The following is a 20,719-nucleotide window of genomic DNA, read 5'->3' on the forward strand; positions in this document are numbered from 1 at the left end:
GGTCCTCACGCACCGGCGCGGGTGGGGCGCCGTTCGCAAGGACGTCCGTACTGGCGTCCTGAAAGCACAAAAGGACCCGGGGGCGACTCTGCCCGGATCCCTTACGCCATGAGCTTAGCCGACCACACCGCGCTGCGGGAGGGGAGAGCGGCCGCGGGCGGGCCCGATCGGGCGCCGTGGGCCGTGACCTCCGCCACCCCGGCGGCGCGTCGCCGGCCCCCGGTGCGACCTGGGGTGTTGCCGCCCGGGCGGGTGATGGGGTCATCATGGGAGCCGCACCGGCCGCACGGTACGTGTACACCTTCGGCGTGGGTGGCCCGGCACAGGAGCCGGCCGCCGCACCGGGCGAGGATCACTGGAAGGGGTTGCCATGACTGCGACCACCGATGCCCGGCCCGCACCCGGCTCACCCGTACGAGTGAGCGGCACCGTCCGCTTCTGGGCCGCGGCCAAGTCCGAGGCGGGCCTCGCCGAGGAGCCCTACCTGGCCGCCACGCTGGCCGAGGCGCTGGCCGAGGTCCGGGCCCGGCACGCCGGCCGGCCGGGGCTGCTGCGGCTGCTCGGGGTCTGCTCGTACCTGGTGGACGGCGATCCGGTGGGCGCCAGGGACCACGCCGAGGTACCGCTGCGCGCGGGGGGCACCGTGGAGGTGCTGCCGCCCTTCGCCGGCGGCTGAGCGGCCGGGCCCGGCCTCGGGTGGTGGGGGGTTCAGGAACCATCACCCCCGGCGAGATCGTCGTATCTCCGTACTGCTGTGAGGATGCTCGACCGCGGCGCCGTCCGGCGGCAACGATCCATGGGGGAGTGAGATGCGGGGCTGGCTGAAGCTGACGATCGGACTCGGGGTGCTGGCCGGCCTGCTGGTCGGGGCGGACCGGGTCGCGGTCGGGGTGGCCGAGGACGAGGCCGCCGACCAGCTGGTGAGCAGCGGGCGGCTGAGCAGCCGGCCGAGCGTCTCGATCGACGGCTTCCCGTTCCTCACCCAGGCGATCTCGGGCGAGTTCGACGGTGTCCGGCTGTCGGCCGGCGACGTGCAGGTGAGCGACGGTCGGCAGCAGGTCGCGGTGCACTCCTTCAAGGCCGACCTGTCCGGGGTGACGGTGGGCGGCTCCTATCGCAGCGCGACCGTCCGCAGCGCCAAGGGCAGCGGGCTGATCTCCTACCCCGACGCGGCCAAGCTGGTGCAGGGGGCGGACCGGCTGGTCTTCTCCTACGGCGGGCCCGGCAAGGTGAAGGCCTCGCTGGCCGGGATCTCGATCGGTGAGGGCAAGGTGCACAGCGAGGGCAACACCGTCATCGCGGACGGGTTCCAACTCACCGGTATGGCAGCGGCGTTGAACGGTCGGGTGAAGGACCTGCTGGCGCCCCGGAGCTTCACCCTGAGCAACCTGCCGGCCGGTCTGGGCCTCGCCGGGGTGACGCCCGAGCCGGACGGCCTGCTGCTCGACTTCCGGGGCAGCGACGTCCGCCTGATCGGCTGACTGCCCGACCCTCCCCCTCCGACCGCCAAGGCTCCCCGCTGCCCCGCGCTGTCCCGCTCCGCGAGACGGGCTGTCCAGCGTCGGTGCGCGCAGCCCTCCTGTCGGGCCCGTCCGGCGCCCGGTCGGCCCGGCCGGCGAGGTGCGCCAAGGGTGCCATCGGGCAGAATCCCGGTATTCGGTCGTTCTGGTCTCAGCATTCGACACGCTGATGACAGCGGCCCCGGAAGGTCCCTAGCATCGTCGTCATGAAGCGACAGGCGGATCTCACAAAGCGGCGGGCGGTAGACCTGTGCCGCGTGTCCACCTGCCTGTGTCGAATGCGCTGACCGGGCAGTTCTGACCGGCATCTCCGGCTCGCCCGACCCGCTGCGACGGCCCGACCCGCGATAGTGGGCGGCGTTCGCACCTCCAGCTCCAGCCTCACCGGCCCAGGCCACCCATGCTCCGCCCTGTCCCAGTATTCGGACAGATGTCCGGACGGGTGCTGCTCGGCGCCCCCTGAACAGCCTCTTCCGCCAACCGCCCCCGGATGGAGAAACCACCATGAGCCGCAGCGACGTCCTGGTAGACGCCGACTGGGTCCAGGCCCGCCTGGACGACCCGAAGGTCGTCGTCGTCGAGGTCGACGAGGACACCTCCGCGTACGACAAGAACCACATCCGCAACGCCGTCCGGATCGACTGGAAGAAGGACCTCCAGGACCCGGTCCGCCGCGACTTCATCGACCAGGCCGGCTTCGAGGCGCTGCTCAGCGCCAAGGGCATCGCCAACGACGACACCGTGGTGCTCTACGGCGGCAACAACAACTGGTTCGCCTCGTACGCCTACTGGTACTTCAAGCTGTACGGCCACGGCGACGTCCGGCTGCTGGACGGCGGCCGCAAGAAGTGGGAGCTGGACTCCCGCGAGCTGGTCGTCGAGCAGCCCGAGCGGGCCCGCACCGAGTACCGGGCCCAGGCCGTGGACTCCTCGATCCGCGCCTTCCGCGACGACGTCCTGGACGCGATCGGCACCCTGAACCTGGTCGACGTGCGCTCGCCCGACGAGTTCTCCGGCCGCCTGCTCGCCCCGGCCCACCTGCCGCAGGAGCAGTCGCAGCGCCCGGGCCACGTGCCGAGCGCCCGCAACATCCCGTGGGCGAAGAACGCCAACGACGACGGCACCTTCAAGAGCGACGACGAGCTGCGCGAGCTCTACACCGCCGAGGGCGTCGACCTGGCCAAGGACACCATCGCCTACTGCCGGATCGGCGAGCGCTCCGCGCTCACCTGGTTCGTGCTGCACGAGCTGCTCGAGCAGCCGAACGTGAAGAACTACGACGGCTCCTGGACCGAGTACGGCAGCCTCGTGGGCGTGCCGATCGCGCTCGGCGACAACTGAGCCTCGGCTCCACCGTAAGAGAGGGAAGACAGACATGTGCGGTGCGAAGGCCGGCGGCCCGGACCTGGCAGGAGTTGACGTGGCCAGCGAGACGATCATTCAGGGTTCGGTGACCCGAGACGAGGAGCCGGTGCACGGCTACGTGCGCCTGCTCGACCAGAACGGCGATTTCACGGCGGAGGTGCCCACCTCGGCCACCGGGCAGTTCCGGTTCTTCGCCCGCCCCGGCACCTGGACGCTGCGCGCCCTGGTCCCCGGCGCGAGCGTCGACCGGGTGGTGGTCGCCGCCCAGGGCGAGCTGACCGAGATCGCGATCGCGGTCTGACCCGACCGGATCCACGGCCGAGGGCCCTCACCCTGCCCGGGTGGGGGCCCTCGGTCATACCCTGGAGAGGTGCGGGCACACCGGCGCCACGTGCGCTACTTCGTGATGATGGGGGTCTGCCTCGGCCTGTTCGTCCTGGCCTGGGGCGTGGTGCGGTTCTGGTCGGTGCCCGCCGCGATCGGGATGTGCGTGGTCGCGATGGTGATCCCGCCGCTGGCGGCGATCTTCGCCAACCGGCGCGACCCCGAGGACGACTGGTGGAACGACCCGCGCTGGGACGACCCCAAGTGGGACGACCCCGGCCACGACCGGGACCACCCCGACCACGAGCAGCGGCGCTAGGGCTTGTCCGACAAGCGTCGGACAAGCCCTGGCCGCCCGGCTCAGTAGACGAGCGCCTGCGCGCCGTCGGCCATGATCTCGCTGACGAAGACCTGGGCGCCCGCGATCCGGACGCCCTCGACGGTGTCCTGCTCGCCGATCCCGCGTCGCGCCGCGCACTGGGTGCACAGGGTCACCGTGCCGGCCGCCAGCACGGACTCCAGCAGGTCCGGCAGCGGGGCCGCGTGCGGCAGCTCGAACTCCGCCGCCCGGCCGGGCAGCGCGAACCAGGACGACTCCCCGGTCAGCCAGAGCGAGACCTCGACGCCGCTGGCGACCGCGACGGCGGCCACCGTGAACGCCTGCGAGCAGCGCTCCGGCGCGTCCGCCCCGGCGGTGACCTTGATGACCAGCTTCTTCGACATGGCGACACCCTAGCCCGACGTGGTGGGGCTCACCGTGAGCGCGGGATCACCGCCGGATAGACTCGGCCGCGTCCGCCCTGTATGCCAACGCCGTCAATGGGAGCACCCCGTGTCCGGTCTCGAAATCTTCTTCGACAGCCTGCTGGCTCTGATGGCCGTGCTGATCACCTGGTTCGCGATCTTCTCGGTGATGAAGCTGTACCAGGGCCAGCGCTGACCTCGACTGCCGTACGGTTGATGGCGAACCCGTCCCGACGACAGTGACCAGGAACATGATCGAGATCCCTTCAGACCTCCACAAGGACGTCGTCCCGCTGGCCTTCCTCCTGGGTACCTGGGAGGGCGCCGGTGTGCACGACTTCCCCGGCAGCGAGAAGTGCAATTTCGGCCAGGAGGTCGTTTTCCGGCACGACGGCCGCGCCTTCCTGGAGTTCCGCTCCCGCACCTGGGTGCTGAACGAGCAGGGCGAGAAGGTCCGCCCGCTGGAGAACGAGCACGCCTTCTGGCGGGTCACCAGCAACCAGCACGGCAGCACCGGCGAGCGCGAGATCGAGGTCTCCTCGGTCCGCGACGACGGCACCGTGGAGATCTGGTACGGCCGCCTGCACGACGGCAAGCCGCAGATCGACCTGGCCACCGACGCGGTCGCCCGGATCGAGGGCTCGGCCCCGTACACCGGCGGCAAGCGGCTGTTCGGCCTGGTCGGCGAGGAGCTGCTCTGGGTCGGCGAGAAGACCGCGCCCGAGGTGCCGCTGCGCCCCTACATGTCGGCGCAGCTGAAGAAGGTGCTCAACCCGGCGAAGCTGATCCAGGACATCGCGGACCTTCCGGACGACGGCATCGCCTTCTTCCGCTGATCCGCTCCCGCTGTGCCGCAAGCTGAGGGACCGACCGCCCGGTCGGTCCCTACACTTGTCTCACGACCTCGACCGGCAGGGACGACACCGTGGCCAAGACCGACACCCCCGCAGAGCTCCAGGGCCTCGCCGACTGGAAGACCGACCTGCGCGAGCGCGGCTACCGGCTCACCCCGCAGCGGCAGCTGGTGCTGGAGGCGGTGGACACCCTGGACCACGCGACGCCGGACGAGATCCTCTCCCAGGTCCGCAAGACCGCCAGCGGGGTCAACATCTCCACCGTGTACCGCACGCTGGAGCTGCTGGAGGAGCTCGGCCTGGTCTCGCACGCCCACCTCGGCCACGGCGCCCCCACCTACCACCTGGCCGGCCGGCACACCCACCTGCACCTGGTCTGCCGGGACTGCGACAAGATCACCGAGACCGACACCGCGATCGCCGCCCCGCTGATCGACAGCCTGCGCGCCGAGCACGGCTTCGACACCGACCTCAAGCACTTCGCCATCTTCGGCCGCTGCGCCGACTGCACCGCGAAGCGGGAGCAGTCCCACGCCCGTTGACCGCCCGACGCCCCCGGTGCGGGTCGGTCTAAGCTGGCCGGTATGAAGAGCCCGCTGCTTGCCCTGCCCGGTGCCGTCCCCGCCGAGGGGGCCGACGAGGGCGTCGCCGCCCACTACGGCAACATCTTCCGCGAGCAGCGCGAGCTCGCCGAGGGCCGCGGCTTCGTCGACCTCTCGCACCGCGGCGTGGTCACGGTGACCGGCGACGACCGGCTCGCCTGGCTGCACCTGCTGCTCACCCAGCACGTCAGCGAGCTGCCCCCGCAGCAGGCCACCGAGGCGCTGGTGCTCTCCCCGAACGGCCACGTGGAGCACGCGCTCTACCTGGTCGACGACGGGACCACCACCTGGGCGCATGTCGAGCCGGGCACCCAGCAGGCGCTGATCGGCTACCTGGAGAGCATGAAGTTCTTCTACCGGGTCGAGGTCACCGACGCGAGCGCCGACTTCGCCCTCGTGCACCTGCCGGCCGGCTCCACCGCCTCCGCCGACGGCGCCGCCGCGGTGCGTGAACTCCCCTACGGGCGGGATCTCTTCCTGCCGCGCGCCGAGCTGGCCGGGCGCACCGCGGGCTACGGGCCGGCGGCCGGGATCTGGGCCTACGAGGCGCTCCGGGTGGAGGGGCACCGGCCCCGGCTCGGCTTCGAGACCGACCACCGCACCATCCCGCACGAGGTGGACTGGCTGGACAGCGCCGTCCACCTGCAGAAGGGCTGCTACCGCGGTCAGGAGACGGTCGCCCGGGTGCACAACCTGGGCCGCCCGCCGCGCCGCCTGGTCTTCCTGCACCTGGACGGCACCGAGGAGAAGCTGCCCGCGCACGGCGCCGAGGTCCGGCTGGCCACCGACGGCGGCGAGGGCCGCCCGGTCGGCTTCGTCACCTCATCGGCCCGCCACCACGAGCTCGGGCCGATCGCGCTCGCGCTGGTCAAGCGGAACGTACCGGTGGACGCCGTGCTGCTGGCCGGCACCGTGCCGGCCTCGCAGGACGTCGTCGTCCCGCAGTAGGTCAGACCTCCAGCAGGACGGTGAACGGGCCGTCGTTCACCAGCGACACCTTCATGTCCGCGCCGAACCGCCCGGTGGCCACCTCGGCGCCCAGCGCCCGCAGTTCGGCCACCACCGCATCCACCAGCGGCTCGGCGACCGGGCCCGGCGCGGCCGCGTTCCAGGTCGGGCGGCGGCCCTTGCGGGCGTCGCCGTACAGCGTGAACTGACTGATCACCAGGAGCGGCGCGGCGAGGTCGGAGCAGGACCGCTCCACCCCGTCCGCGGCGGCGAAGAGCCGGACCGTCCAGAGTTTCCGGGCCAGTTGGGCCGCCTGGGCCGCGGTGTCCTGGTGGGTCACCCCCACCAGGACGCACAGCCCCGGGCCCGAGATCTCCCCGACGCACTCGCCGTCCACCGTCACGGCGGCCTCGGCCACCCGCTGCACCACTGCTCGCATGCGGCCATTGTGCCGGAGGCGCGTAGCGCTTCGGCGCGCGCCGGGGTGGCGTGCAGTGCGCCCCTACGGGCGCGGGCGTGCCAGGGGATTGCGCCGGTCGTATCAGCCACCCCCGTTCGCCAGGGGGCCGTTCGGGTGCTGAGGCGTGCACATGCCCGGCCGGGGTGGCACGCTGTCGGACGGCGCCGCACGGTGCGCCGGCCCGCCGGGCGCGGGCGGCTCGTACATCCGTACCGGGCGGCATCGCCCGAGCGGGTGGAAGCGGGAGACCGGGGGAACCCTCGGGGCGGACCGGGCGTGCTCCCGTACGGACCCCGTACGGGATTCAGGGCGGGATCGGATCACGGCAGGTGGCTGGATGATGGACGCGAGCGGTACGGCCCGGGAGCAGGCCGGCGGGATCGGCCGGTTGGGTCTGGATGAGCTGCGCGCGCTCCGGCGGGACGCCCAGGAGCAGGAGGCCGACCTCTCGTACCTGCGCCGGCTGCTGCACGGCCGGATGGACATCCTGCGCGCCGAGCTCGACCGCCGTGAGGTGCCGCTCGACGACGCGGCACCGGTGCTGCTGGACGTCGGCGCGCTGCTGGACCGGCTGCCGGCCATCCTGGCCGACGCGCCCTCCTCGGTGCGGCGCCCGGCCCGGCACGTCACCCTCGGCCCGCCGCGCAGCCAGCAGGCCAGGACGGAGGCCGACGAGCTGATGGGCGACGTGCAGCTGGCCGATCTGGCCGCGCACCCCACCGCCGAGCTGCTGGCGGCCGTGGAGCGACTGGCCGAGCACGAGCGCGAGGTCTCCGGCCGCCGCCAGCTGCTCCAGCGGACGGCGGACGACTGCAGCGCGGAGATCACCCGCAGGTACCGTGAGGGGGAAGCACGGGTCGACGACCTGCTCACCGGGGGCTGACGGTGCCCGTCGGGGGTGGGGCGGCGGCCGGGCCACCCTCACCCTGTGCCCCTGGAATCCCTGGAGTCACCCCATGCCGCAGTCCACCCTGCCCGTACTCGCCGAGGTCGTCCGCTCCGGCTTCACCGAGAGCCGCCACCGCGGCTCGCTGGTCCTGCTGGCCGCCGACGGCACGGTCGACCTCGCCCTCGGCGACCCGGACGCGCCGATCTTCCCGCGGTCCACCGCCAAGCCCTTCCAGGCCGTGGCCACCCTGCGGGCCGGGCTGGCGATCGAGGGCGAGCTGCTGGCGCTGGCTGCCTCCAGCCACTCGGCGGAAACGTTTCACCTCGAGGCCGTGCGGCGAATACTCGCCGAGGCCGGGCTGACCGAGGCCGACCTGAGGACCCCGGCCGACCTCCCGCTGGACCGGACCGAGGCCGAGCAGCTGCTGCGCCGGGGCGGCGAGCGCAGCCCGATCCTGATGGACTGCTCCGGCAAGCACGCCGGCTGGCTGGCCGCCTGCGCCGCCAACGGCTGGGACACCGCGAGCTACCTCGACCCGGCCCACCCGATCCAGCTGCTGGCCCGCGAGGCGCTGCAGGAGGCCACCGGCGAGCAGCCCACCCACCTCGGCACCGACGGCTGCGGCGCCCCGCTGCTCGCCGTCTCGCTGACCGGCCTGGCCCGCGGCTACCGGGCGCTGCTGCTCGCCGAGCCCGGCACCGCGCCGCGCCGGGTGGCCGACGCGATGCGGGCGCACCCCGAGTACGTGGCCGGCACCCGCCGGATCGACACCTGGCTGATGCGGGCCGTGCCCGGGGCGCTGTCCAAGATGGGCGCGGAGGCCGTCCAGGTGGTCGCGCTGGCGGACGGCCGGGCGCTCGCCTTCAAGATCGAGGACGGTACGGAGCGGGCAAGCGGCCCGGTGCTGGCCGAGGCGCTGCGCCGGCTGGGCATCGAGCACGAGGTGCTGGACCGGATCGGCGCGCAGCCGCTGCACGGCGGCGGCGCGGTGGTCGGCGAGGTACGGGCCGCGTTCTGACCGTCCCCGGGCGGACGGCTCCGGCGCGCGGGGTCCGGCGGGGTGCGGCACGGTGGACCGGGGGGCCGTCGCCCACGCCGTACCGGACCGTTCAGGAGAGTGCCATGTCGGACCACATCTACCGCGTCACCGAGATCGTCGGCTCCTCCAGCGAGGGCGTCGACCAGGCGATCAGGAACGGCGTCGACCGGGCCGCCCGGACCCTGCGCAACCTGGACTGGTTCGAGGTGGTCCAGGTGCGCGGGCACATCGCGGACGGCCGGATCGAGCACTTTCAGGTCGGGCTGAAGGTCGGCTTCCGGCTGGACGACGAGGGCTGAGCCGCCACCGTCCGGTCGGGCAGCACCAGCGGCACCCCGGTGCGCGGGTGGTCCAGCACCTCGACGGGGTGGCCGTAGACCTCGCTCAGCAGCGGCCCGGTGAGCACCTCGCGCACCGGGCCGTCGGCCACCGCCCGCCCGGCCGCCAGCAGGACCACCCGGTCGGCGTAGGCCGCCGCCAGCGACAGGTCGTGCAGCACCACCACCACCACCGCGTCCCCCGCGGCGGCCCGCTGCCGGGCCAGGCGCAGCACCAGCTCCTGGTGGCGCAGGTCGAGCGCGACGGCAGGACCACCGAGCTGACCGCGGTGCCGGTGGCCGCGCTCGACCTCGCCAAGGCGAGCTTCACCGCGGTCAACGGTGTGGTGACGCTGGCCGAGCTGCCCGCCACCCTCACCGAGCAGGGCGCCCCGGCCTTCGGCGGCTTCTACCAGGCCGGCGCCGAGCTGGACCCGGTCACCATCGCGCTGGCCTTCGAGAAGGGCGCGGCGCTGCCGTCCGGCACCCCGACCGCACCGGTCACCGGCCGGCCGACCTCGCCCGCCACCACGGCGGCGCCGACCGGCCAGCCCGGCCCGGTCCTCACCGTCAGCGGCTCGACCACCGGTGGCGCCGACGGGGTGCTGGCCTCCACGGGCACCGACACCCCGTTCGTGCCGCTGGTCGCCACCGCGGCCGGACTGCTCCTGCTGGGTGGCGGCACCACCGCCTTGCTGCGCCGCCGTCGCACCACCGGCGACAGCTGACCCGAGCCCACCCGACCCCCGGCGGCCCGCCCGCCGGGGATCGCCGTGCCGGCGGCCCGCGGCGGCCCTGGCAGCACCCAAAAAGCCCTGAGCCGCCGGGTCGGTGACGACCTGGCGGCTCGGAAGCGGTGCGGCGGAGGGTGCGACTCAGGCGCTCAGCGGGTACCGGGTGTCCAGGTCGGCGAAGACGGCGCCGTTCAGGGTGAAGGCCCGCTTGCACTCCTCGACCACCCGGCGGCGCTCCACCTCGTCCATCGCGAGACCGGCCGCGTCCAGCTTCTCCCGGTACTCGCGCTTGTACGCGGCGGGGTTGGCGACCTCGGCGAAGACGTAGAACTCCACCCCGGCGCCCTTGCGCTCGAAGCCCCAGGTCCGCTCGGCCGCGCCGCGGATGATCTGACCGCCCGACAGGTCGCCCAGGTAGCGGGTGTAGTGGTGGGCGAGGTAGCCGTTCGGCCAGGTGTCGGCGAGCTCCTCCAGCCGGGCCGCGTAGGCGGCGGTGGCGGGCAGCGGGCGCAGGCCCGAGCGCCAGTCGGCGCCGAGCAGGTGGGCCAGGTCGCGCTCCAGCGCGGCCGTACGGAACAGCGCCGGGTCGATCAGCGGCCCGACCACCGGGTCCGCCGCGAGCTCGGCCGCCCGGCCCTCCAGCGCGCGGTAGACGAACCAGAGTTGGCCGGAGAGCTGGGCGTAGGCGTCGACCCCCAGCCGGCCGTTCAGCAGGTGGCCCATGAACGAGGAGTGCTCGGCGGCCTCGTGCTCCTCGCTGCTGGCCGTGCGCAGCACGGTGGAGAAGGCGGTGGGCGGCACGGACTCGGACATGCGGTGGCCTCCGTGGTCGGGGTCGACTGTTCCCCGATTCTCATGGTTAGGCTTACCTAAGTCAACGTCTTGCCGACACCCTGTCGGTAAGACCTGCCCGCCGGTGGGGCCCGCCGCCGGACATGGGAAAGGCCGGGTCGGGCGCAGTGCCCGTCCCGGCCTTCCGGTCACCTCGTGGGAACGAGGGGGCCGGCGGTTCAGTGACCGCCCTGGTCCTTCAGCCGCTTGATCGAGGCCACGATCTCGGCCTCGGCCTCGACCCGGCCCACCCAGTTGGCGCCCTCGACGGACTTGCCGGGCTCGAGGTCCTTGTAGACCTCGAAGAAGTGCTGGATCTCCAGGCGGTCGAACTCCGACACGTGGTGGATGTCCCGCAGGTGCTCCCAGCGCGGGTCGGTCGCCGGGACGCAGAGCAGCTTGTCGTCGCCGCCGGCCTCGTCGGTCATGTGGAACATACCGATCGCGCGGCACTTGATCAGGCAGCCGGGGAAGGTCGGCTCGTCCAGGATGACCAGCGCGTCCAGCGGGTCGCCGTCCTCGCCCAGGGTGCCCTCGACGTAGCCGTAGTCGGCCGGGTAGCGGGTCGAGGTGAAGAGCATCCGGTCCAGACGGAGGCGGCCGGTCTCATGGTCGACCTCGTACTTGTTCCGCGAGCCCTTCGGGATCTCGATCAGGACGTCGAACTCCAACGGTTCCTCCAAGGTAGGGACTGACAGAATCCAAGTGTCTCCTACGGCAAGGTGTGCTCTGGAAAGGGGCCGGTCGGTGAACGGTGCAGGGGTGGGACGGCTGCGCAGGTCTGCGGTCGCGGGTGTGCTGGGGGCGGCCCTCGCGACCTCGGGTCTGACGGCGGGGGTCGGCCGGGCGTTCGCGGCGCCCTCGCCGGCGCCCGGGCAGAGCAGCGGTGAGGCCACCGGCGCGGCGACCGGCCCGCCGCCGGGCGGTGCCGTGCTGACCCCGGTGACGGACTCCGCCGACACCCTGCCCACCGGGCCGGGCGTGCAGCAGGCGCTCGCCCCGCTGCTGCAGGACAAGTCGCTGGGCACCCTGAACTTCGCCGTCGCGGACGCCGCCACCGGCCGGCTGCTGTTCGGCTCCGGCGAGAACACCCCGGCCACCCCCGCCTCCACCACCAAGCTGGCCACCTCGGTGGCGGCCCTCGCGCTGCTGCCGGCCGACCGCCGGATCGAGACCCGGGTGGTGGCCGGCGCCGCGCCGGGCGAGATCACCCTGGTCGGCGGCGGCGACCCGACCCTCACCGCCCTCCCCGCCGACCAGGTGCAGGTCGGCGGCCTCGCCGTGGACCCGGACAACGCCCCGGCCTCGATGACCGACCTGGCCGCGCAGACCGCCGCCGCCCTGAAGGCGGCCGGGGTGAGCAGCGTGAAGCTCGGCTACGACAACTCGCTCTACACCGGCCAGGTCCGGCACATGGAGAACGACGACTACAACGTCGCCCCGGTCACCGCGTTGATGGTGGACGAGGGCAAGGTCGAGCCCCGCTCGCAGGCCGACGCACCGGCCCGGGTGCTGGACCCGGCCGCCCAGGCGGCGGACGCCTTCACGGCCCTGCTCAAGGCCCAGGGCGTCACCGTCCAGGGCCGCCCCGCCGCCGCCACCGCGGCGCCCGACGCCCGGACCTTGGGCAGCGTCCGCTCGCCCACCCTGGCCCGGCTGGTCGAGCGGCTGCTGACCCACTCGGACAACACCATCGCCGAGGCGGTGGCCCGCCAGGTGGCGATCGCCGCCCACCGCAGCCCCAGCTTCGAGGGCGCCGCCACGGCCGTCACCGAGACCGTCGGCAAGCTCGGGGTCCCGACCGCCGGCCTGGTGCTGAACGACGGCAGCGGGCTGAGCACCGCCAACCTGATCCCGCCGAGCACCCTGGTCCAGCTGCTCGCGGTGGCCGCCGCCAAGGACCACCCCGAGCTGCGCCCGGTGCTCACCGGCCTGCCGATCGCCGGCTTCACCGGCACCCTGGTGAGCCGGTTCGGCGCCCGGTCGGGGGCGGGGGAGGCCTCCGGCATCGTCCGGGCCAAGACCGGCACCCTCTCCGGCGTCAACACCCTGGCCGGCACCGTGGTGGACGCCGACGGCCGGGTGCTGGTCTTCGCGCTGATGACGAAGACCACGGCCGCCGCGGATCCGGCCCGGACCGCGGTCGACCGGATCGTCGCCAGGCTCGCCGCCTGCGGCTGCCACTGACCGCGACGGGCCCCCGTGCCACCTGGTGCGGACTCCCTCCCCCAGGCGGGTCCGAGCACGTACCGTGAGGGCATGACGAGCGCGAGCAGCAGGGCAGACATGGTCGACTGGGATCTCGCGGTCGCGACCGCGACCCGGCTGGTCCGGCCGGGCCCGGAGGTCTCCCGGGAGGAGGCCCGCACGGTCGTCGCCGAGCTGCGCCGGCACGCGCTGGAGGCCGAGGAGCACGTCCGGGAGTTCACCCGGATGCAGTCCAGCAGCCTGGCCGAGGCGGTGGCCACCCCCGTCCTGGTGGTCGACCGGCCGGGCTGGGTCCGGGCCAACGTGGCGGGGTTCCGCACCATCGTGCAGCCGCTGGTGGACAAGCTCCAGGCCCGGCGCGGCGAGGGCTCGGCGGTGCTCGGCTCGCTGGGGGAGAAGGCCACCGGGGTCGAGGTCGGCGCGGTGCTGGCCTTCCTGTCCACCAAGGTGCTCGGCCAGTACGAGACCTTCGCGCCCGCCAAGCTGCCGGCGCCGCCGGACAGCCCGGCCGGGCTGTTCGACAAGCCGCGCCGCGGCCCCGATCTGCCCGGCCCCGGCCGGCTGCTGCTGGTGGCGCCCAACATCGTGCAGGTCGAGCGCGAGCTGGACGTCGACCCGCACGACTTCCGGCTCTGGGTCTGCCTGCACGAGGAGACCCACCGGACCCAGTTCACCGCGGTGCCGTGGCTGCGCGACCACATCCAGTCCGAGGTGCAGGCCTTCCTGGTGCAGGCAGACGTCGACCCGGGCGCGCTGCTGGAGCGGGCCAGGGAGGCCTTCGGGGGCAGCGTGCCGGGCCTCGGCGGCCGGGGCGACGGCTCCGGGCCCAGCACCCTGCTGGAGGCCGTCCAGTCGCCCGCGCAGCGCGAGATCCTGGCCCGGCTCACCGCGGTGATGTCGCTGCTGGAGGGCCACGCCGACGTGGTGATGGACGGGGTGGGCCCGGCCGTGGTGCCCTCGGTCGCGGAGATCCGGGAGAAGTTCCAGCAGCGCCGGGACCGCGGCGCCGGCCGGCTCGACCTGGTGCTGCGCCGGCTGCTCGGCATGGACGCCAAGCTGCGCCAGTACCAGGACGGCGCGGTCTTCGTGCGCGGCGTGGTCGACCGGGTCGGGATGGCGGGCTTCAACCGGGTGTGGACCTCGCCGAACACCCTGCCGACCAAGGACGAGATCCACGACCCGGCCGCCTGGGTGGCCCGGGTGGTCGGCTGACCGGCCGGGTCCGGTCCGCGGCGGGCCTGCGGCCGGTCCGGTGGGCGGGCCCGCGGCGGGCCCGGGCGGCGCGGGTCGGCCGCCCGACGCTCGCACGGGTGGGCGCAGCCGTACAGATGGAGCCCGAATGAACGTTTTTCCATTCACCCGTACGTGGGACGGTGGTCGTACCGGTGGCGCGGGTGGCGTAGCCGGTGGCCGGATTCTGCGACCATCTGTGAGCGCATGGTGACAGAGAGCTGACCGGGTGTCTCCCCGTACCCGGTGGCGCTGCCTCCGGCCTGCCCGTTCCCCCCTCCGCCAAGGAGTGCATCCCCGTGGGCCCACATCCTGCTGTCGCGGCGATACGCCTCGCCGTCCGCCGTACCCTCGCCGAACTCGCCGCCGAGGCCGGTGTCGTGCCGGGCTCCCCGGTCCGCGCGCCGCGACTGCGGCCGGCCGCCGCGCCCGAGGCCGCCCTGGCCGGCGCCACCACCCTGATCGGCAACGCCCGGCGCCACCCCTCGGGCCTGCCCCGCACCCCGGCGGCGCCGGGCTCCCCGCTGGTGCTGGTCGCGGTCAGCGGCGGCGCGGACTCGATGGCGCTGGCCACCGCCACCGCCTTCGAGGCGCCCAAGCTCGGCCTGCGGGTCGGCGCCGTCACCGTCGACCACGGACTGCAGGCCGGTTCGGCCGAGCGCGCGCAGCAGGTCGCCGAGCGGCTCGGCGAGCTCGGCCTCGACCCGGTCGAGGCGATCGGGGTCCGGGTCGGCCGGGACGGCGGCCCGGAGAACGCCGCGCGGGACGCCCGCTACGCCGCGCTGGACGCGGCGGCCGACCGGCTCGGCGCGCTGGCCGTGCTGCTCGGCCACACCCGCGACGACCAGGCCGAGACGGTGCTGCTGGGCCTGGCCCGCGGCTCCGGCTCCCGCTCGCTGGCCGGGATGCCCGCGCAGAAGGGCCGCTACCGGCGCCCGCTGCTGGAGCTGGACCGCGCCGCCACCCGGCAGGCCTGCACCGCCCAGTCCATCCCGGTCTGGGACGATCCGCACAACACCGACCCCGCCTACACCCGCTCCCGGGTGCGCCACGAGGTGCTGCCGGTGCTGGAGAAGCACCTGGGCGGCGGGGTGGTCGAGGCGCTGGCCAGGACCGCCCGGCTGTTCCGCGACGACGCCGACGCCCTCGACCAGTGGGCCGCGCTGGCCGAGCCCGATCTCCGAACGGCCGAAGGCGCGCTGGACGTCGCCAAACTCACCGGTCTGCCGCCCGCGGTGCGCCGCCGGGTGCTGCGCCGGGCGGCGCTGCGCGCGGGCTGCCCGGCCGGTGACCTGTTCGCCCGGCACCTGGAGTCGGTCGACCTGCTGGTCACCGGCTGGCGCGGTCAGGGGCCGCTGCACCTACCCGGGGGAGTGGAAGCCGTCCGCCGGTGTGGCACGCTGGTCTTTCGGCGACAGGGCGATCAGCGGGCGTGAGCCCGTCCGCTGGTCCCAGGGCCGCCGCCGAACCCAGACCCCGAACGTTTGAGGACGTATCCCCGGTGGATCAGAACGACATGGGCGCCGACCTGGCGAAGGTGCTCATCAGCAAGGACGAGATCGATGCCAAGCTGGCCGAACTGGCCCAGCGGATCGACCAGGACTACGCCGGTCGGGACCTGCTGATCGTCGGCGTGCTCAAGGGCGCCGTGATGGTGATGGCCGACCTCGCCCGGGCCCTGCACTCGCAGGTCACCATGGACTGGATGGCCGTCTCCTCGTACGGGATGGGCACCAAGTCCTCCGGTGTGGTGCGGATCCTCAAGGACCTCGACACCGACATCGCGGGCCGGGACGTGCTGATCGTCGAGGACATCATCGACTCCGGTCTGACGCTGTCCTGGCTGCTCGGCAACCTGGGTTCGCGCGGCCCGGCCTCGCTGGAGGTCTGCACGCTGCTGCGCAAGCCGGATGCGGCGAAGGTCACCATCGACGTCAAGTACGTCGGGTTCGACATCCCCAACGAGTTCGTGGTCGGCTACGGCCTGGACTACGCCGAGAAACTGCGCAACCTGCCCTTCATCGGCACCCTGGCACCGCACGTCTACGGGGGCTGAACCGTTCGGGCTACGGGTGGGAACGGTGCGCCGTTCCCGCCCGTTGAGCCGGGGTAGGAAAATACGCCGTGCCGTCGTGCTCCCGCCGTGGGTGGGTGGGACTGCGGTACGGTCCAATAAACCGCTCTTCTCATGAGCACATACCCGGTATGCGCCCGCGGCCCCAGTCGCGCAGCGCCGTTGAGTGGCAGGAGGGACGGGGCGGCAACGCCCCGCATGGATGGACGTCAAGCGATACTTCCGTGCGCCGATCATGTGGATCGTGCTGGCCGCTCTCGCCGTCGTTGTGCTGATGCAGGTCGTTTCGGACTCCGGCGGCTACAAGACGGTGGACACCGGCCAGGTCGTGGCCGCGATCGACAAGACCCAGGTGAAGTCGGCCGAGATCACCACGGGTGACTCGAACCTGATCAAGATCCAGCTCAAGGACGGGCAGAAGCTCCCGACCAACGGCTCCGGCAAGCAGCCCTCGGGCAGCAAGTTCCAGGCGTCCTACGTCTCGGACTCGCAGGCCAAGGACGTCGCGGACACGCTGCAGAAGCAGTTCGCCGACGGACAGCTGCCCGACAACTACACGATCAGCCCCGAGAAGCAGTCGACCTTCATGAGTCTGCTGCTCTCGATGCTGCCGATCGTGATCATCGTCCTGGTCTTCCTGTTCCTGATGAACCAGATGCAGGGCGGCGGCTCGCGGGTCATGCAGTTCGGCAAGTCCAAGGCCAAGCTGCTCACCAAGGACACCCCGAAGACCACGTTCTCCGACGTGGCCGGTGCGGACGAGGCGGTGGAGGAGCTCCAGGAGATCAAGGAGTTCCTGCAGGAGCCGTCCAAGTTCCAGGCCGTCGGCGCCAAGATCCCCAAGGGTGTGCTGCTCTACGGCCCGCCCGGGACCGGCAAGACCCTGCTGGCGCGCGCCGTCGCGGGCGAGGCCGGGGTGCCGTTCTACTCGATCTCCGGCTCCGACTTCGTCGAGATGTTCGTCGGTGTCGGTGCCTCCCGGGTCCGCGACCTGTTCGAGCAGGCCAAGGCGAACGCGCCGGCGATCATCTTCGTCGACGAGATCGACGCCGTCGGCCGGCACCGCGGTGCGGGTCTCGGCGGTGGCCACGACGAGCGCGAGCAGACCCTCAACCAGCTGCTGGTCGAGATGGACGGCTTCGACGTCAAGGGCGGCGTGATCCTGATCGCGGCCACCAACCGTCCGGACATCCTGGACCCGGCGCTGCTGCGCCCGGGCCGGTTCGACCGGCAGATCGCGGTCGACCGCCCCGACCTCCAGGGCCGGCTGGACATCCTCAAGGTGCACCAGAAGGGCAAGCCGATCGCGCCCGACGTCGACCTCTCGGCCGTCGCCAAGCGCACCCCCGGCTTCACCGGCGCGGACCTCAGCAACGTCCTCAACGAGGCCGCCCTGCTGACCGCCCGCTCGGACAAGAAGCTGATCGACAACTTCCTCCTGGACGAGGCCATCGACCGTGTGGTGGCCGGCCCGCAGAAGCGCAGCCGGATCATGTCCGACAAGGAGAAGAAGATCACCGCGTACCACGAGGGCGGCCACGCCCTGGTGGCGGCGGCGTGCAACTACTCCGACCCGGTGCACAAGATCACCATCCTGTCCCGGGGCCGGGCGCTCGGCTACACCATGGTGCTGCCGGACGAGGACAAGTACTCCACCACCCGCAACGAGATGCTCGACCAGCTGGCCTACATGCTGGGCGGCCGGGCGGCGGAGGAGCTGGTCTTCCACGACCCGACCACCGGCGCCTCGAACGACATCGAGAAGGCCACCGCCACCGCGCGGGCCATGGTCACCCAGTACGGCATGAGCGAGCGCCTCGGCGCGATCAAGTTCGGCTCCAGCGAGTCCGAGCCGTTCCTCGGCCGTGAGATGGGTCACCAGCGCGACTACTCGGAAGAGGTCGCCGGGCTGGTGGACGAGGAGGTCAAGAAGCTCATCGAGACGGCGCACAACGAGGCCTGGGAGATCCTGGTCGAGAACCGCGACGTGCTCGACAACCTCGTCCTGGAGCTGCTGGAGAAGGAGACGCTGAACAAGGAGCAGATCGCGGAGATCTTCACTCACGTGATCAAGCGTCCGCACCGTCCGGCCTGGACGGGCTCCTCCCGGCGCACTCCGTCCACCCGGCCGCCCGTGCAGTCCCCGAAGGAGCTCGCGCTCAGCAACGGCATCGCCGTGCCGGCCGTCGACGCCCCCGCGGTGGACGTGCGCAAGCTGCCGGAGGGCCCGGCCGAGAGCTGATCCACCCGGCCCGTCCGATCGGAATGGATGCCGCGTCACCGGGGTTTGTACCCTGGAGGCGCGGCATTCGTGCTGCTCGGTGCAGTTCCCCCGTCCAATTCCGCCAGCCAAGCGAGGCACGCATGATCGACCCGGTGACTCTTGAGGGTGAAGCCGCCGTCGGGCCCTTCGACCAGAAGCGTGCCGAGGACGCGATCCGCGAGCTGCTGATCGCGGTCGGCGAGGACCCGGACCGCGAGGGTCTGCTGGAGACCCCGGCCCGGGTGGCGCGGGCCTACCAGGAGATATTCGCGGGGCTCCGGCAGCGGCCGGAGGACGTCCTCACCACCACCTTCGACCTCGGCCACGACGAGATGGTGCTGGTCAAGGACATCGAGGTGTTCTCCACCTGCGAGCACCACCTGGTGCCGTTCCGGGGCGTGGCGCACGTCGGCTACATCCCGTCCACCAGCGGCAAGATCACCGGTCTGTCCAAGCTCGCCCGGCTGGTCGACGTCTACGCCCGCCGCCCCCAGGTTCAGGAGCGCCTGACCAGCCAGGTCGCCGACTCGCTGATGCGGATCCTGGAGCCGCGCGGCGCCATCGTGGTGATCGAGTGCGAGCACATGTGCATGTCGATGCGGGGCATCCGCAAGCCCGGCGCCAAGACCATCACCTCCGCGGTGCGCGGCCAGCTGCGCGACCCGGCCACCCGGGCCGAGGCGATGAGCCTCATCATCGGGCGCTGATCGCGTCGGCGCACCCGGGCTCGTCGGCCTGCCAGGCAGAGGCCCGGGTGAGGCCGTCGGGAGTGGTCGTCAGGAGCGGTCGTTGACCCACTCGAAGGTGCCCAGCCGGTCGCCCAGCCACTTCAGCGCCGCCGGCAGCTCGCGCTGCCAGGAGTCGAAGTTGTGGCCGCCGTCGTCCAGGAAGGTGGAGTCCACCTTGAACTCCGGGTGGGCCTCCGCCACCTGCCGGGCGAGGGCCAGGAAGTCCTCGGTCGCCTTGAAGTTCTCCTCCGTCCTGGTGCTCACCACCAGCAGGGATGACTTCGGGGCCGGCAGGTTGCGCAGCCGCCACAGCAGGTCGGACTGGCTGGCCAGGGCGGTGTCCCCGTGGAAGAGGTCGCCGCCGGTGGAGTAGTCGTTCGGCACCTGGTAGTCCGCGTGCAGGGCCGCCGCGGCGGCGAAGCGGTCGGGGAAGCGCAGGGCCAGGCGCAGCGCGCAGCTGCCGCCGGTGGAGTAGCCGAGCACGCCCCAGGAGTTCTCGGAGTCGCGCACCCGGTAGGCGGAGCGGACGGCGTTCGGCAGGTCCTTGGCGAACCAGGTCTCGGTGAGCGGCCCGCCGGGCACGTCCACGCACTCGGTGTTGCGCGGCGGGGCGACGGTCGGCCGGGCCATCACGATCACGGACGGGGTGACCTGGCCGGCCCGGTGCAGCTCGGTGACGGTCTGCGGCAGCCTCAGCCCGTCCAGCAGGTGCAGCGAGGTGCCGGGGAAGCCGCCGATCGCCAGCACCGCGGGGAAGCGCATCTTGGCGTACTCCGGGGCGAAGTACTCCGGCGGCAGGTAGACGAAGACCTGGTCGGACAGGCCGGAGGCGGGCCCGTTCACCCGGATCGACTCCACCTTGCCGACCTCCTGGGGGGTGCCGGCGGGGAGCAGGTCCTTGACGGTCTCCATGCCGCCCTCGGTGGTCGGCTGGACCAGCTTGGTGAGGTCGGGCGCGGCGCCGCGGGGGGACGCCGCGGCGGCCAGCGCCAGCGGGGCGCCGCCGGGGCGCAGCAGGTCGTCCCAGGAGGTGTAGAAGCCGAAGGAGTTGTTCACCGTGAGCCCGAGCACCGAGAGCACCGCGACCTGAACCACGCTCAGCAGGGCCAGCCGGCCGAGCACCGGCAGCGGGCGCTGGCGGGCCAGCCTGGGCCAGAGCCAGAGCGTGGCGAGCAGCCCGACGGCGGCCAGCACGGTCAGCGAGTACACCAGCGCGCTGCTGGTCAGTTTCATCCGGGGTCGCCCTCCCTGGGGAAGTTGTCGGGCCAGGGTTCATCGTGCGTTGGGCTGTCAGCTCCGGCCAGCGGAGCTAGCCTGACCGGGCGTCGGGCCCGGTTCGCCCCGCGGCTGGGGGAGGGCGCAACCGAAGCCCTAGAATGCGGCGTCCACCGTGTGTGTCGCGTCGGCGGGGGTTCTGGAGCGCCGGTGCGGCGATGCTGGACCCGTGCCGCTCGTTCCGCGGGTGGCACCCGTCTCTCTGTTCTCCCGCTGCCGCGGCCCGTCCGGCAGGCCGTCCCGCCGGACGGACGGGCCCGCGGCATCACCCGTCCCCAGGCTCCGACGGCCCAGGGAACCCCTGTCCCCGGGCG

24 protein-coding genes and 1 pseudogene are annotated in these 20,719 nt (G+C 72.8%); 19 read left to right on the top strand and 6 right to left on the bottom strand.

What is annotated here, in order from left to right:
- Nucleotides 1-370: 370 nt before the first annotated feature.
- The 6 genes from AB0K43_RS26975 to AB0K43_RS27000 all read left to right on the top strand — a co-directional run bounded on the left by AB0K43_RS26975 (nt 371) and on the right by AB0K43_RS27000 (nt 3,528).
- Nucleotides 371-676 (top strand): MoaD/ThiS family protein, encoded by a 306-nt coding sequence (locus tag AB0K43_RS26975; RefSeq protein WP_363644162.1) that lies wholly within the window; start codon nt 371-373, stop codon nt 674-676.
- A 133-nt stretch (nt 677-809) separates the two neighbouring features.
- Complete coding sequence (locus AB0K43_RS26980; RefSeq protein WP_363644164.1) at nt 810-1,481, top strand: DUF2993 domain-containing protein; 672 nt, start codon at nt 810-812, stop codon at nt 1,479-1,481.
- A gap of 245 nt (nt 1,482-1,726) precedes the next feature.
- Nucleotides 1,727-1,807, top strand: coding sequence for a putative leader peptide (locus tag AB0K43_RS26985; protein ID WP_350637490.1), 81 nt, complete (start codon nt 1,727-1,729; stop codon nt 1,805-1,807).
- Between the two features lie 217 nt (nt 1,808-2,024).
- On the top strand, nt 2,025-2,861 hold the full coding sequence (locus AB0K43_RS26990) for a sulfurtransferase (protein ID WP_363644166.1): 837 nt from the start codon (nt 2,025-2,027) through the stop codon (nt 2,859-2,861).
- A gap of 34 nt (nt 2,862-2,895) precedes the next feature.
- Complete coding sequence (locus AB0K43_RS26995) at nt 2,896-3,186, top strand: DUF1416 domain-containing protein (RefSeq protein WP_350637440.1); 291 nt, start codon at nt 2,896-2,898, stop codon at nt 3,184-3,186.
- Nucleotides 3,187-3,255: 69 nt separating this feature from the next.
- Nucleotides 3,256-3,528: a DUF3099 domain-containing protein gene (locus AB0K43_RS27000; RefSeq protein WP_363644168.1), complete on the top strand. Its 273-nt coding sequence runs from the start codon at nt 3,256-3,258 to the stop codon at nt 3,526-3,528.
- A gap of 41 nt (nt 3,529-3,569) precedes the next feature.
- Here the strand turns inward: AB0K43_RS27000 and AB0K43_RS27005 are convergent, their stop codons facing one another.
- Complete coding sequence (locus AB0K43_RS27005) at nt 3,570-3,932, bottom strand: DsrE family protein (RefSeq protein ID WP_363644170.1); 363 nt, start codon at nt 3,930-3,932, stop codon at nt 3,570-3,572.
- Between the two features lie 272 nt (nt 3,933-4,204).
- Between AB0K43_RS27005 and AB0K43_RS27010 the strand changes: the two genes are divergently transcribed.
- The 3 genes from AB0K43_RS27010 to AB0K43_RS27020 all read left to right on the top strand — a co-directional run bounded on the left by AB0K43_RS27010 (nt 4,205) and on the right by AB0K43_RS27020 (nt 6,357).
- Nucleotides 4,205-4,789, top strand: coding sequence for an FABP family protein (locus AB0K43_RS27010; protein ID WP_363644172.1), 585 nt, complete (start codon nt 4,205-4,207; stop codon nt 4,787-4,789).
- Between the two features lie 89 nt (nt 4,790-4,878).
- Nucleotides 4,879-5,349 carry a Fur family transcriptional regulator gene (locus AB0K43_RS27015; RefSeq protein WP_363644174.1) on the top strand — a complete coding sequence of 157 codons (471 nt, stop codon included), beginning with the start codon at nt 4,879-4,881 and terminating at the stop codon, nt 5,347-5,349.
- Nucleotides 5,350-5,391: 42 nt separating this feature from the next.
- Entirely contained in the window at nt 5,392-6,357 is a 966-nt protein-coding gene (locus AB0K43_RS27020; protein ID WP_363644176.1) for a glycine cleavage T C-terminal barrel domain-containing protein, read from the top strand.
- A gap of 1 nt (nt 6,358) precedes the next feature.
- Here AB0K43_RS27020 and dtd read toward each other — a convergent pair whose 3' ends face one another.
- Complete coding sequence (gene dtd / locus AB0K43_RS27025) at nt 6,359-6,796, bottom strand: D-aminoacyl-tRNA deacylase (protein WP_363644178.1); 438 nt, start codon at nt 6,794-6,796, stop codon at nt 6,359-6,361.
- A gap of 358 nt (nt 6,797-7,154) precedes the next feature.
- Between dtd and AB0K43_RS27030 the strand changes: the two genes are divergently transcribed.
- From AB0K43_RS27030 to AB0K43_RS27040, 3 genes are all read left to right on the top strand, one after another.
- The gene (locus AB0K43_RS27030) at nt 7,155-7,700 is read left to right on the top strand and encodes an ABC transporter substrate-binding protein (RefSeq protein WP_363644180.1); all 546 of its coding nucleotides are present in this window, start codon (nt 7,155-7,157) and stop codon (nt 7,698-7,700) included.
- A 73-nt stretch (nt 7,701-7,773) separates the two neighbouring features.
- Nucleotides 7,774-8,724, top strand: coding sequence for an asparaginase (locus AB0K43_RS27035; protein WP_363644182.1), 951 nt, complete (start codon nt 7,774-7,776; stop codon nt 8,722-8,724).
- Between the two features lie 104 nt (nt 8,725-8,828).
- Nucleotides 8,829-9,044: a dodecin gene (locus AB0K43_RS27040; protein ID WP_363644184.1), complete on the top strand. Its 216-nt coding sequence runs from the start codon at nt 8,829-8,831 to the stop codon at nt 9,042-9,044.
- Here the strand turns inward: AB0K43_RS27040 and AB0K43_RS27045 are convergent.
- Nucleotides 8,999-9,325 (bottom strand): annotated as a pseudogene (locus AB0K43_RS27045) (hemin ABC transporter ATP-binding protein); the annotation flags it as partial. The gene AB0K43_RS27040 and the pseudogene AB0K43_RS27045 overlap by 46 nt on opposite strands.
- A gap of 33 nt (nt 9,326-9,358) precedes the next feature.
- On the opposite strand from AB0K43_RS27045, the gene AB0K43_RS27050 reads away from it, so the two are divergent.
- Nucleotides 9,359-9,790, top strand: a complete 432-nt coding sequence (locus AB0K43_RS27050) for an HtaA domain-containing protein (protein WP_363644213.1) — start codon at nt 9,359-9,361, stop codon at nt 9,788-9,790.
- Between the two features lie 147 nt (nt 9,791-9,937).
- Here the strand turns inward: AB0K43_RS27050 and AB0K43_RS27055 are convergent, their stop codons facing one another.
- Nucleotides 9,938-10,609, bottom strand: a complete 672-nt coding sequence (locus AB0K43_RS27055) for a biliverdin-producing heme oxygenase (RefSeq protein ID WP_363644186.1) — start codon at nt 10,607-10,609, stop codon at nt 9,938-9,940.
- Between the two features lie 197 nt (nt 10,610-10,806).
- Nucleotides 10,807-11,298 carry an inorganic diphosphatase gene (locus AB0K43_RS27060; protein WP_350637425.1) on the bottom strand — a complete coding sequence of 164 codons (492 nt, stop codon included), beginning with the start codon at nt 11,296-11,298 and terminating at the stop codon, nt 10,807-10,809.
- 76 nt (nt 11,299-11,374) lie between these two features.
- Between AB0K43_RS27060 and dacB the strand changes: the two genes are divergently transcribed.
- From dacB to folE, 6 genes are all read left to right on the top strand, one after another.
- Entirely contained in the window at nt 11,375-12,814 is a 1,440-nt protein-coding gene (gene dacB, locus AB0K43_RS27065; protein WP_363644188.1) for a D-alanyl-D-alanine carboxypeptidase/D-alanyl-D-alanine-endopeptidase, read from the top strand.
- 72 nt (nt 12,815-12,886) lie between these two features.
- Nucleotides 12,887-14,047, top strand: a complete 1,161-nt coding sequence (locus AB0K43_RS27070) for a zinc-dependent metalloprotease (RefSeq protein ID WP_363644190.1) — start codon at nt 12,887-12,889, stop codon at nt 14,045-14,047.
- 317 nt (nt 14,048-14,364) lie between these two features.
- On the top strand, nt 14,365-15,501 hold the full coding sequence (tilS, locus tag AB0K43_RS27075; protein WP_363644192.1) for a tRNA lysidine(34) synthetase TilS: 1,137 nt from the start codon (nt 14,365-14,367) through the stop codon (nt 15,499-15,501).
- Between the two features lie 65 nt (nt 15,502-15,566).
- Nucleotides 15,567-16,121: a hypoxanthine phosphoribosyltransferase gene (hpt, locus tag AB0K43_RS27080; RefSeq protein ID WP_363644194.1), complete on the top strand. Its 555-nt coding sequence runs from the start codon at nt 15,567-15,569 to the stop codon at nt 16,119-16,121.
- A 220-nt stretch (nt 16,122-16,341) separates the two neighbouring features.
- Entirely contained in the window at nt 16,342-18,381 is a 2,040-nt protein-coding gene (gene ftsH / locus AB0K43_RS27085; protein ID WP_363644195.1) for an ATP-dependent zinc metalloprotease FtsH, read from the top strand.
- 122 nt (nt 18,382-18,503) lie between these two features.
- Nucleotides 18,504-19,109, top strand: coding sequence for a GTP cyclohydrolase I FolE (gene folE, locus AB0K43_RS27090; protein ID WP_363644197.1), 606 nt, complete (start codon nt 18,504-18,506; stop codon nt 19,107-19,109).
- Nucleotides 19,110-19,178: 69 nt separating this feature from the next.
- Here the strand turns inward: folE and AB0K43_RS27095 are convergent, their stop codons facing one another.
- Complete coding sequence (locus AB0K43_RS27095) at nt 19,179-20,363, bottom strand: alpha/beta hydrolase-fold protein (protein WP_363644199.1); 1,185 nt, start codon at nt 20,361-20,363, stop codon at nt 19,179-19,181.
- Nucleotides 20,364-20,719: the final 356 nt, after the last annotated feature.

The organism is Kitasatospora sp. NPDC049258 (genome assembly GCF_040678895.1).
Classification (GTDB): Bacteria; Actinomycetota; Actinomycetes; order Streptomycetales; family Streptomycetaceae; genus Kitasatospora.